The following is a 12565-nucleotide window of genomic DNA, read 5'->3' as shown; positions in this document are numbered from 1 at the left end:
GGTGAGTGAACGTGGATGAAATCCAATCTGTCTTATACGAATACGGGCTTGAGGCTGAATATATTGAACCTGTCAGTCCTGCTGTCATCAAGGTCTATACTAAGCAGGGTGTATTTGCTCTGAAACGAGTAAAAGCCAGCCGGCATATGCAATTTACAGAACAAATGCTTGAACTGGAATCAAAGGGCTATCGCTCCTTTGTGCCGATTTATCGGACGAAGAGCGGTTCCTTTTTCTCAAGTCATCGGGAAAGCCGGTATGCATACTATTTGATGCCGTGGCTGACGAATGAAAAGAGAGAAGAGCAGGACGATAAGCATGAATATTTATTTCAAGAGATTGCAAGACTTCATAAGCGGACTGAAGTCATGATGGATATCACAGCGCAAGAGATAGAAGCACATTACACACAAATCAAGACCAAATGGGAAACAGAGAAAGACATGTATGAACGATTCATAGAGCGGGCAGAACAAACGTGGTATATGTCGCCATTTGAGCTGGCCGCTGCTATGTATTTTTCAGAGGCGATGTCTGCCAGTGAATTTGCGCTTGAACGTTTAGAAGATTGGCATGAAGAAATGACAGACAAAGAGACAACGCGTGTTGTGCTAAATCATGGACAGCTATCGATCCATCACTTTTTGTATAATGATGTAGGGACAGGACATTTCACCAATTTTGAGCGGTCTAAAAAAGCCGCCCCCATTTATGATCTTCTGACCTTTTACTTTCGGACATTCAAAACCTATCCCACGTCTTGTCCTGAATGCACTTCCTTGTTTTATACGTATCAAAAAGGAAACCCACTTCGGGAGGAAGAACTGCATTTATTCCTAAGCTACCTCGCTTATCCGCAAGGTCTGTTTGATACAGTAAAAGCCTATGAAGCAGGCGGGCAGGATGAAATGGAAAGCTGCCAGCAGCTGTTAAGAGCGTATTGGCAGATGAAAAATTCAGAGCCGACTGTCATGAAGATTCACGAGATTGAGCAGGCTAGACGGCTTGAAGAAGAACAAAGTGCCTCGTCATCGGCGGAATGACGAGGTTATGCTGCGCTGGCTTTATATGGGCAGGTACATAATGATAAGTTTTTAAAACCAATCAAGGTGAAAGGCACAGGCGAGAAAAATAAGAATACCTAGAATGAGGACGTCAAATGTCGTAGGGAAAATGATCGTACGAAATCCTTGAAATATAGCAATCGGGAGAACGACTTGGGAAGCAACTGCCCGAATTTGTCTCAACCAGGGGGGAAGTGTGTAAGGATTGATCTTCTTCAAATCAAACGCCCTCCTTCTTCATTTTGTTATTATCATATGGGCAAAAGGGCGAAGGGTGCCTGCCCAATTTGTATAAAGAAGAAGAAAAGCGGAAAAGATGATTGACGAAAACAAAAGGCATTTAGTAATATTAATAAAAGATGAGTATGTGCTGATGAACGTGATATATCGTAAGCGTGGATCAGGAAGAGTACGAGCAAGACCCTAAAGAGAGGGAAACCAAGAGCTGAAAGGTTTCCTAGGATGTACTTGTTTGGAAGGTCGCCTGTGAGCTTAATTTCTTGAATGAACAAGTAGAGAAATTCGGGAGAACCCCGTTATCCTTTAGAGTGTATGGGACACGTATATGTGTCTCGTGAAAAAAGGTGGTACCGCGAAAAAGCTTTTTCGTCCTTTTATAAGGATGGAAAGGCTTTTTTTATGTTTCATCAGCCGAAAAAATGTGGAGGTTACACAAATGGGAACAAATAATCAAGAAATGCCAACAAAGTACGATCCAAATGCGATTGAAAAAGACCGCTATACGTACTGGCTTGAAGGGAAATTCTTCGAAGCACAAAATGACAAAACGAAAGATCCATATACAGTCGTCATTCCTCCACCAAACGTGACAGGAAAACTGCATCTTGGGCATGCATGGGATTCTACACTACAAGACATCGTGACACGTATGAAACGGATGCAGGGCTATGACGTTCTTTGGCTTCCAGGTATGGACCATGCCGGTATTGCAACTCAAGCAAAAGTCGAGGCAAAGCTTCGCGAAGAAGGCGTAAGCCGGTATGACCTTGGCCGGGAGAAATTTGTAGAAGAAACGTGGAAGTGGAAAGAAGAATATGCAGATTTTATTCGCAGCCAGTGGGCGAAAATGGGCCTTGGCCTCGATTACTCCCGTGAACGTTTTACTTTAGATGAAGGTCTGAATAAAGCCGTTCGCCAAGTGTTTGTTCAATTGTATGAAAAAGGGCTTATTTATCGCGGAGAGTACATCATTAACTGGGATCCAGCAACGAAAACGGCACTTTCTGATATTGAAGTGATTTATAAGGATGTTCAAGGTGCGTTTTATCACTTGAGATATCCGCTTTCAGATGGAACAGGTTCAATTGAAATTGCGACAACAAGACCTGAAACTATGCTGGGGGATACAGCCGTAGCCGTACACCCTGATGACGAACGCTATCAGCATTTGATTGGAAAAACAGTGGTTTTACCAATTACAGGCCGTGAAATCCCAATCGTCGGTGATGACTATGTCGATATGGAGTTTGGTTCAGGTGCTGTGAAAATTACACCTGCTCATGACCCGAATGACTTTGAGCTTGGAAACCGCCATGGGTTAGAGCGTATTCTTGTCATGAATGAAGATGGCACAATGAATGCGAATGCACTGAAATATAAAGGGATGGACCGCTTCGAATGCCGCAAACAGCTTGTGAAGGATTTACAAGAGGAAGGCATTTTGTTCAAAATCGAGGACCACATGCATTCAGTTGGTCATAGTGAGCGAAGTGGAGCTGTCGTTGAACCGTATTTATCGACACAATGGTTTGTGAAAATGCAGCCGCTGGCAGACGAAGCCATTCATCTGCAAAAAGGAGACGACCAAGTTCAATTTGTTCCAGATCGATTTGAAAAGACATATTTACATTGGATGGAAAATATCCGTGACTGGTGTATTTCTCGTCAGCTATGGTGGGGACACCGCATTCCGGCTTGGTATCATAAAGAAACGAAAGAAGTATACGTTGGACTTGAAGCACCAGAGGATATTGAGAACTGGGAACAGGATAACGATGTACTTGATACATGGTTTAGTTCAGCGCTGTGGCCGTTTTCTACAATGGGCTGGCCGGATGCAGACAGTGAAGACTTCAAGCGCTACTACCCAACCAATCTGCTTGTAACAGGCTATGACATCATTTTCTTCTGGGTATCCCGCATGATCTTCCAAGGTCTTGAATTCACAGGAGAAAAACCGTTTAAAGATGTCCTCATTCATGGGCTCATCCGCGACGAACAAGGACGTAAAATGAGTAAGTCGCTTGGCAACGGAATTGATCCAATGGAGGTCATCGACAAATACGGTGCGGATTCATTAAGATATTTCTTAGCGACTGGAAGCTCACCAGGTCAGGATCTTCGTTTTAGCTTTGAAAAGGTTGAATCCACTTGGAACTTTGCGAACAAAATTTGGAACGCATCCCGTTTTGCTTTAATGAATATGGATGGTTTAACGTATGATGAGCTTGATTTATCAGGGGAAAAATCAGTTGCTGATCAATGGATTTTAACACGCTTAAATGAAACGATTGAAAGTGTCACACAGCTTGCTGACAAGTATGAATTCGGTGAAGTGGGCAGACATTTATACAACTTCATTTGGGATGATTTCTGTGATTGGTACATTGAAATGGCGAAACTTCCGCTTTATGGTGAAGACGAAGCGGCGAAGAAAACGACTCGTTCGATCCTTGCGTATGTATTAGATCAAACGATGAGGCTTCTACATCCGTTTATGCCGTTCTTAACAGAAGAAATCTGGCAGCATCTGCCGCATGAAGGTGAGTCCATTACTGTAGCGGCATGGCCTGAAGTGAAGCCAGAGCTTTCCAACGAACAAGCTTCTGCTGATATGAAGCTGCTTGTTGAACTCATTCGTTCTGTTCGTAACATTCGCAGTGAAATGAACACGCCAATGAGCAAACAAGTTGAGCTTTACATTAAAGCATCTACGTCTGATGTTCAGGAACGTTTAGAGAAAAATCGTTCATATATTGAGCGCTTCACGAACCCGAGTGTTCTTGAAATTGGCACAGACGTTCCAGCTAGTGATAAAGCGATGACGGCTGTTATTTCTGGAGCAGAACTCATTCTGCCGCTTGAAGGCTTAATCAACTTGGATGAAGAAATTGCACGTCTGCAAAAAGAGCTTGATAAGCTGACAAAAGAAGTGGAACGAGTACAGAAAAAGCTTGGCAACGAAGGCTTTATGAAAAAAGCGCCTGAAAGTGTCGTAGAAGAAGAGCGTGCGAAAGAACGTGATTATGTCGCAAAACGCGAAGCTGTTCAAAAGCGTATTGAAGAGCTGAAAGCATAAGGTTGAAAAGACGGCTCCTAATGAAATGGAGTCGTCTTTTTTGAAAATTTCGTATGAAATGAGAGATGACATTGTTTACAACCTATCATGAAGCGATTGAGTGGATTCACAGCAGACTGGCCTTTGGTGTAAAACCGGGTCTTGAACGAATGAAATGGCTGATGAACAGACTAGGCAATCCGGAACAAAGCATAAAAGCAATACATGTTGCAGGTACAAATGGTAAAGGATCAACCATTGCGTTTACGCGTTCTGTTTTACAGGCAGCCGGCTATTCGGTCGGAACCTTCACCTCTCCGTTTATACTAACGTTCAATGAAAGAATCAGCGTGAACGGAGCGCCTATAGAGGATGAAGAATGGCTGAGTTTGGTGAATGAAATCAAGCCTCTTGTTGATGAATTAGATCAAACAGAGCTTGGTGCAGCAACAGAATTTGAAATCATTACAGCGTGTGCATTTGCTTATTTTGATCATGTGCACCAAGTAGACTTTGTCCTCTTGGAAACAGGGCTTGGCGGAAGGCTTGATTCTACAAATATTGCTGTGCCAATCTTAACAGCGATTACGTCGATTGGTCATGATCATATGGCCATTTTAGGTGACACACTTGAACAAATTGCAGCTGAAAAAGCAGGCATTATCAAAGAGGGTATTCCGATGATCACGGCAGTTCACCAGCTTGAAGCTCTTGCTGTCATTCAAAACACAGCCAAAGAAAAGAATGCCGAATGTATTTCCTTACATGATACTTGTAGTTTTGATGAGCAGCAGCCGACAGAAACAGGTGAACGATTCACGTTACGCACATCAAAAAGGCAGTATCCTCAGCTTGAAACAGGATTAATTGGAACACATCAAAGGCAAAATGCTTCCCTTGCTGTTTTACTCATTGAATGGCTGGAGCAAGAAGGCTATATTAGCGTGACAGAAGAGCAAATATATGAAGGCGTTCGGCAGGCAGTTTGGGCTGGAAGGTTTGAAAAAGTCAAAGATCATCCTCCAGTGTATTTAGACGGTGCTCATAATGAAGAAGGAATCGACCGTTTAATTGAAACGGTACAAGCTCATTTTTCTAGTAAACAGGTGCATATATGTTTTAGTGCTTTAAAAGATAAGCCGTACAAGCAAATGATTCAAAAGCTTGAAGCCGTTAGTTCTTCTATCCATTTTGTTTCATTTGATTTTCCAAGAGCCGAATCAGCTGAAAAGCTTTATGTATGCAGTCATTTAGACGCAAAGTCGTATGATGATGACCCTCGTACAGTGCTTGAGTTCATTCAGAAAAAAAGTGATGATCCTTCAGCGGTGATTCTTGTGACAGGCTCTCTTTATTTTATTTCAGATATACGAAATCGTATGATCGGGTAACAAAAAAACGCAAATGGCTTCAATGCCTCTTGCGTTTTTTTCTTTTGATACGCAGGAGGGAAGTGAAATCATATTTTTGCTATGTGCTCAATGAATACGGTCGTGGTAAAATCCGGTCTATCTTATTCTCAGAAGGGGTCACGATATATGATAGGCATTTTTGTGTTTCTTGCGGGCATCACCATGGGGTCATTCTTTCATCTAGTCGGTGAAAGGCTGCCACTGAAGCGGTCTATTCTTTTTCCTCGTTCTCACTGCACAGCCTGTAAACAGCCGCTTTCCTTGCGCGAGATGATTCCGCTAGTTTCGTATGCATTATTGAGGGGGGCTTGTAAACATTGCGGCACTCGGCTGTCTTTGCTATATCCACTGATTGAGCTGCTGTCAGGCAGTCTTTTTTTGCTCATGTATAGAATCGCTGGTATTTCGTTTGAAGGTCTTTTTCTTGTGATTCTTTGTAGTTTATTTGTGATTGCTGTCGTGAGCGATCTCCTTTATATGAGGGTGCCAAACGAGCTGTTTCTCTTCTTTTTCCCTCTTTTCGTCATATACCGCACGCTTGAACCTCTTCTTATTTGGTGGGAAGGAGCGGCTTCGCTTCTTTTTTGCTTTCTCTTGTTTTATAGTTTAGATCGTCTCAAGCCAAATAGCATGGGCGGAGCTGATGTCAAGCTGTTCGGAGTAATTGCATTTTGCTTAGGATTCAAGCCATTCCTTCTCATTCTTTTCCTCTCGTGTATCGCTGGAATCGTCTATGCGAAGGTTTTTTCCTTTCGATTAGATGATCCATTTCCCTTTGTTCCTGCGATCTCTTTTTCTTTTTGGCTGTATCTCTATGGAGCTCATGTCATGCTCCCATTCACCGGGTCGACCGGTTAAAAAAATTGGCGAACACTTTTTTTCCCTGCCGACAAAAGTCTTGTTCTTTTTTTTATCCGCTATGTTAAAGTGTGAAACAGAAAGAAGGACGGGTTACATTCGCGCTGATTCATTGGACAAAAAGGTCTTTCTTACAAACAATGTCAGAAAGCGGGGAATGACAGTGAAAAAAAGGCAGGCAAAAAAACAAGGGTTAAAAGTCAATATTAATGGCAAAGAAGAAATGCTTCATGAAGATGACCATCAGCCGCTAAAACAACAAGAGGATGATCAAGTGACGTTTTCGAATTGGGAGGAAAAAAGGCAGTCAGAACTGGAGACAGCTGCTTCCGAGGAAGAACCGGCTAAACCGAAAGAAGAAGATTTCCAGTGGGATGATGCAGCTGATCATATTTATCATTCTGATCCAAAGGTCGTCACACCTTATCAAAAGAAAAAAGGCTCCTTTGATCAGAAGTTCGGTAAAAACCGCGGCCCGTTTAAGAGAGTGATGACAACGATTGTGTTTGCAGTGGTTCTTGGGACAGGCCTAGGTGTGTTTGCACTTAGCCTAAGTCAAGATGGTACTCAGAATCCATCAGGGGGAGATATCAGCGTTTCAGCATCCGGAAATCAATCATCGATGAAAGCGGGCGGGGATGCGCCGCCAGCAGATACTGCTGATGAATCAAAAGAGAATAAAGATGAAAAAAGCGCCTCTGGCAGCTTTTCAACATATGTTGTACAGGCTGGAAAGTTTTCCTCTGAAAAAGGAGCAGATGAATTAGTTGGCAGTTTAAAAGAAGCAGGATACGCGGGGAAAAAGGTCTCAATGGATGATGGCTATTATGTTATTGCCGGGCTTGCGACAGAACAGGGCATGACAAGCGCTGTTGGGAAGAAGCTGATTGATCAGCACTTTGAGGCGTGGGGAGGCAAGGAGCTCTCATTTCAAGTACCGGAGGAGCTGACTAGTTTAATAGAAAAGGCATCTGTTTTATCCTCTAAGGTCATTGCAGGGGATGATGTGGATCAAAAGGACGTTACGCAGCTGATCTCTGAGCTTGAAAGTGCCAAAACAATGGACGCACCAGCTAAAAGCAGTTTGCTGAAAGCGGTGCAGCTGTTAAATGAACCTACTGCTGAAAACGGGTGGAAATCTCAGCAGGCACTGCTTGATCAATTAAATACGTAAAATCATATTTTAAGAAACCAAACTAGTCAAAAAATGACTAGTTTTTTTCTTTTGCATCCAACATAATGATGAGGAACATGAAAAATGAATTTTCGTAAATTGTCGGTAAGATGTACATTTGATAGGATGAATGGGTATCTTACTTCTTAGGCTAAACCCTGAAAGGATGAACAAACATGAACCAATTGATTCTTGCATCTCAATCACCTAGAAGAAAAGAATTGCTTGATCTAGCAGGGTTTTCTTATGACATTCAAGCAAGTCAATTAAAAGAAGAAATAAATCGAAACTTTTCTCCTGCAGAGAACGTCCAATGGTTGGCAGAACAAAAAGTAAGTGATATTCAAAGGTTATATCCCGAAGCTGTGATTATTGGTGCAGATACGATTGTTGCAATTGACGGCAAATGTCTTGGGAAACCTAAAGACAAGGAAGAAGCGGCCTCAATGCTTCAATTATTGTCAGGAAAGACACATCAAGTCTTGACGGGTGTCACGATTCAGTCAGAGAATAGAAAAGAAACATTTTATGAACAGACAGAAGTGACATTTTGGACACTTACGCAAAATGAAATAGACCGCTATATCGAAACGGGAGAACCGCTTGATAAAGCGGGGAGCTATGGCATTCAAGGAAAAGGCGCACTGTTTGTTCAAAAAATAGATGGTGATTATTTTTCCGTTGTAGGTCTCCCTATTGCCAAAACAGTTAGAGTGCTCGAAACATTTGGAATCACCCCTTTTTGATGACAGGAAGGAATCTAAAAGGAGTGGGCATCATGAACGATTTCCCTATGTTGCTAAAGCATTTTCCTCAAGATGAAAAGCCGAGAGAACGATTTGTGAAATATGGTCCCGGCAGTATGTCAAACCATGAACTTGTTGCGATTCTTTTAAGGACAGGCACAAAAAAGGAATCAGTTCTCCAAATTTCCGCAAGACTTCTGCAAACATTTGGCGGTCTTCGCTCTGTAAGAGAAGCCTCAATTGAAGAAATGTCGAAGATTCGAGGAGTTGGAAAGGCGAAGGCGATCGCTCTTTTAGCTGCTTTAGAACTCGGCACTAGATTACACCATCAAACGACGGACAACCGCTATGTGATCCGCACACCAGAGGATGGGGCAAACTATGTGATGGAAGATATGAGGTTTTTACAACAGGAGAATTTCGTTTGTCTTTATCTCAATACAAAAAATCAAGTTCTTCATAAACATACTGTGTTTATTGGAAGTTTGAACTCATCCATCGTTCACCCGCGTGAAATTTTCAAAGAGGCCTTTAAACGGTCCGCTGCTTCATTTATATGTGTGCACAACCATCCATCTGGAGATCCGACGCCTAGCAGGGAAGATATTGAAGTCACTCAGCGGCTTTTTGAATGTGGAAAGCTGATTGGAATACAGCTGCTTGATCATCTTGTCATAGGTGATCAAAAATTTGTGAGTTTGAAGGAAAAAGGGTATTTGTAACACTTTTTTTTTCAATTTTTTACGATATAATAGAGTTTATGAGTTTTTCCCTAAGGGAATTTTGGTTTAAGAAAGGAAGATACATACATATGTTTGGAATTGGTACAAAAGACCTTGGAATAGATCTTGGAACAGCGAATACGCTTGTTTTTATTAAAGGAAAAGGCATTGTTGTGAGAGAACCTTCGGTCGTAGCCTTGGAAACTGATACGAAGTCTATAGTGGCAGTCGGAAATGATGCTAGAAACATGATTGGCCGTACACCTGGTAATGTTGTGGCATTACGCCCAATGAAAGACGGAGTCATTGCAGATTACGAGACGACAGCAACAATGATGAAATATTACATTAATCAAGCATTAAAAGGCAAAGGGCTTTTTGCTCGTAAACCTTACGTCATGGTATGTGTACCATCTGGTATTACAGCTGTAGAAGAGCGTGCAGTCATTGATGCAACAAGACAAGCTGGTGCACGTGACGCATACCCGATTGAAGAACCATTTGCTGCGGCAATCGGTGCTAACCTTCCTGTATGGGAGCCAACAGGAAGTATGGTTGTGGACATTGGCGGCGGTACAACAGAGGTAGCGATTATTTCTCTTGGCGGCATTGTGACATCACAATCAATCCGCGTGGCAGGAGATGAAATGGATGATGCGATCAGCAGCTACATCCGTAAAACGTATAACCTAATGATCGGTGATCGTACGTCAGAAGCGATTAAAATGGAAATCGGTTCTGCGCAGCCTGATGTACATGATGAGATGGATATTCGCGGACGAGACCTTTTAACAGGTCTGCCAAAAACAATCTCTATTACGGCAGAAGAGATTGCAAAAGCGCTTCGCGATACGGTGGAAACAATTGTTGATGCAGTGAAAATGACTCTTGAAAAAACCCCGCCTGAGCTGGCAGCAGATATTATGGACCGCGGAATTGTTTTAACAGGAGGCGGTGCATTACTGCGTAATCTTGACAAAGTCATTAGTGATGAAACGAAAATGCCAGTCATTATTGCAGAAGACCCGCTTGATTGTGTGGCAATCGGAACAGGGAAAGCACTAGAACATATTCATTTGTTCAAAGGAAAATCAAAAGATAATCGATAATCGGGCGTAATTAAAGAGGTGTAAGACATGCCGCAGTTTTTTATGAATAAAAGATTAATGTTGCTCCTTGTCTGTGTCATCGTACTGGTGGCCATGATTGGTTTTTCAGTGAAAAGCGGCAGAGGTGCTTCATGGCCGGAAAAATTAGTGGGGGATACGACAGGCTTTTTTCAAGGTGTCTTTCATAAGCCATCACAATTTATTGCCGGTATTTATGGGAACGTACAAGATTTAAAGAACACATATGATGAAAACGAGCGTCTTCGAAAAAAACTTGATGGACAAACCCAATATGAGGCGAAACTTCAAGAACTAGAAGATGAGAACAAAAAGCTTCGCAAACAGCTTGGCTATGTGAACTCTATTCGTGACTACACGCCAATTCTCTCAACTGTTATCGCAAGAAACCCATCTCTTTGGGATAGCTTTGTGATGATTGATAAAGGGAAAAAACAAGGCGTGAACAAAGATATGGCGGTCACAAATGAGGGTGGTGCGTTAATTGGGAAAATTGAAAGTGATAAGCTCAACAATTTTACTTCGACTGTAAGGTTGCTAAGCTCTACTGACCAAAATAATAGAATTTCAACGAAAATTTATGCGAAAAAGGGCAAAGAAGAACTCAATGGAATCATTAACGGTTATGACAGCAAGAAAAAAATGCTGACTATGAATATTCTGAAATCCGATGCAGATGGGGATGTCAAAAAAGGAGATCTTGTTGAAACATCTGGAGCAGGGGGCGTATTCCCGCAAGGCTTAACGATTGGTAAGGTGAGTGAAATTGAGCCAGACCATTACGGCCTGACAAAGATCATTTACGTAGAACCAGCGGCTGAACTCAACAATTTAGACCGCGTGATTGTGGTGAATCGCAGCACAAGTACAGCAGATGCATCTGAATTGACGAAGGAGGAAGGCTCGTGAAACGTGTCCTTCTTGCTTTCGTCATGTTGTTTATCTTCGTATTTGACAGCATTTTTGTTGATTTAGTGAAGCTCCCATTTGTTTCAGAGAATCAAATTTTAGCTCCTCATTTCATTTTACTCGCACTTGTATTTATGACTGCTTTTGTGAATCAAAAATATGGTGTGATTTACGGGTTTATCTTTGGACTTTTATATGATATTTCATATACAGGTATACTTGGTGTTCATATGTTTGGCTTTGGGGCGCTTTGCTATTTGTTAGCAAAAGCCTTTAAAGTTCTGCAAACGAATGTGTTAGTTGTCGTCTTTCTGTCGATTATTGCTGTTTCCGTGATGGAGTTTTATGTATACGGCGTTCAAGCGACAATTCAACCAGGGATTATGCCGTTTAATACGTATGTCATCGAACGTTTTATTCCAACGATTCTTTTAAATACTGCTGCGTCTCTCATACTTGTTGTGCCGCTAAGGCTCTTTTTCACCCATGTGAAACAAGAACTGATCGACGAATAAAAGCAGGAGTTTGTCCAATTACGGCGAAATGAGTATGTTGTTGAGGTGAGCATCTTGAAAACTCAAAAACAGCAATATGTGACGATAAAAGGTACAAAAAACGGATTAACATTACAGTTAAATGATGACTGTTCGTTTGATGACCTTCTTTCTGGCTTGCGAGAGGTTCTATTACTTGAGCAATATACAGATAAAAGAGAAGGACATAAGGTCAATGTGCATATTAAGCTTGGTTTTCGTTATTTAACAGAGGATCAGGAGACACGTTTGACCGAAGCGGTGTCTGAAAATGAACATCTCGTTATCCACTCCATTGAAAGTGACGTCATGTCAACTGAAGAGGCGAGACGATTAAAAGCAGAGGCTGAAATTACTTCTGTAGCAAAAATTGTACGCTCTGGACAGGTGCTGTATGTCGAAGGAGATCTTTTATTAATAGGAGATGTCAATCCTGGCGGAACGATTCGCGCAGGGGGAAATATTTTTGTACTTGGCGCATTAAAAGGTGTGGCGCATGCTGGATGTAATGGCAACAAACAGGCTGTTATTGCGGCATCACATATGATTCCAACACAGCTTCGCATCGCACAAGTTATTAACCGTGCACCAGACCAAAAAGAAGATGGAAATGAAATGGAATGTGCTTATTTAGATATAGATGGCAATATGATCATTGAACGCCTGCAGCAATTGGCTCATATAAGACCTAATCTGACAAGGCTTGAGGGAGGAATGTGAAA

At 42.0% G+C, this 12565-nt stretch carries 12 protein-coding genes and 1 other annotated feature; of the genes, 11 read left to right on the top strand and 1 reads right to left on the bottom strand.

Annotated features, from left to right (window positions below; genetic code table 11):
- The first annotated feature begins 11 nt into the window (after window positions 1-11).
- Complete coding sequence (ysxE, locus tag MHB69_RS12535) at window positions 12-1043, top strand: spore coat protein YsxE (protein WP_034279820.1); 1032 nt, start codon at window positions 12-14, stop codon at window positions 1041-1043.
- A 51-nt stretch (window positions 1044-1094) separates the two neighbouring features.
- On the opposite strand, the gene MHB69_RS12530 is transcribed toward ysxE, so the two are convergent.
- On the bottom strand, window positions 1095-1283 hold the full coding sequence (locus MHB69_RS12530; RefSeq protein WP_003216497.1) for a hypothetical protein: 189 nt from the start codon (window positions 1281-1283) through the stop codon (window positions 1095-1097).
- 168 nt (window positions 1284-1451) lie between these two features.
- Window positions 1452-1681, top strand: a binding site (T-box leader).
- A gap of 59 nt (window positions 1682-1740) precedes the next feature.
- Here MHB69_RS12530 and MHB69_RS12525 point away from each other — a divergent pair.
- From MHB69_RS12525 to minC, 10 genes are all read left to right on the top strand, one after another.
- Complete coding sequence (locus tag MHB69_RS12525; protein WP_342495615.1) at window positions 1741-4383, top strand: valine--tRNA ligase; 2643 nt, start codon at window positions 1741-1743, stop codon at window positions 4381-4383.
- Between the two features lie 65 nt (window positions 4384-4448).
- Window positions 4449-5753 carry a folylpolyglutamate synthase/dihydrofolate synthase family protein gene (locus tag MHB69_RS12520; RefSeq protein WP_342495614.1) on the top strand — a complete coding sequence of 435 codons (1305 nt, stop codon included), beginning with the start codon at window positions 4449-4451 and terminating at the stop codon, window positions 5751-5753.
- Between the two features lie 147 nt (window positions 5754-5900).
- The gene (locus MHB69_RS12515) at window positions 5901-6632 is read left to right on the top strand and encodes a prepilin peptidase (protein ID WP_342495613.1); all 732 of its coding nucleotides are present in this window, start codon (window positions 5901-5903) and stop codon (window positions 6630-6632) included.
- Between the two features lie 157 nt (window positions 6633-6789).
- Complete coding sequence (locus MHB69_RS12510; protein WP_342495612.1) at window positions 6790-7806, top strand: SPOR domain-containing protein; 1017 nt, start codon at window positions 6790-6792, stop codon at window positions 7804-7806.
- Between the two features lie 176 nt (window positions 7807-7982).
- On the top strand, window positions 7983-8552 hold the full coding sequence (locus MHB69_RS12505) for a Maf family protein (protein WP_342495611.1): 570 nt from the start codon (window positions 7983-7985) through the stop codon (window positions 8550-8552).
- 47 nt (window positions 8553-8599) lie between these two features.
- The gene (gene radC, locus MHB69_RS12500) at window positions 8600-9274 is read left to right on the top strand and encodes a DNA repair protein RadC (RefSeq protein ID WP_342496238.1); all 675 of its coding nucleotides are present in this window, start codon (window positions 8600-8602) and stop codon (window positions 9272-9274) included.
- Window positions 9275-9363: 89 nt separating this feature from the next.
- Window positions 9364-10383 (top strand): rod shape-determining protein, encoded by a 1020-nt coding sequence (locus MHB69_RS12495; RefSeq protein WP_007501538.1) that lies wholly within the window; start codon window positions 9364-9366, stop codon window positions 10381-10383.
- Window positions 10384-10410: 27 nt separating this feature from the next.
- Window positions 10411-11310 carry a rod shape-determining protein MreC gene (mreC, locus tag MHB69_RS12490; protein ID WP_342495610.1) on the top strand — a complete coding sequence of 300 codons (900 nt, stop codon included), beginning with the start codon at window positions 10411-10413 and terminating at the stop codon, window positions 11308-11310.
- Window positions 11307-11825 carry a rod shape-determining protein MreD gene (mreD, locus tag MHB69_RS12485; protein ID WP_070326439.1) on the top strand — a complete coding sequence of 173 codons (519 nt, stop codon included), beginning with the start codon at window positions 11307-11309 and terminating at the stop codon, window positions 11823-11825. The genes mreC and mreD overlap by 4 nt, the downstream gene beginning before the upstream one ends.
- Before the next feature lie 54 nt (window positions 11826-11879).
- Window positions 11880-12563: a septum site-determining protein MinC gene (gene minC, locus MHB69_RS12480; protein ID WP_342495609.1), complete on the top strand. Its 684-nt coding sequence runs from the start codon at window positions 11880-11882 to the stop codon at window positions 12561-12563.
- The last annotated feature ends 2 nt before the right edge of the window (window positions 12564-12565 follow it).

The organism is Bacillus sp. FSL K6-0994 (genome assembly GCF_038630815.1).
GTDB classification, from domain to species: domain Bacteria; phylum Bacillota; class Bacilli; order Bacillales; family Bacillaceae; genus Bacillus; species Bacillus safensis.
Note: the sequence above shows the minus strand (reverse complement) of the source record. Positions and strands in the feature narration are given on the sequence as shown.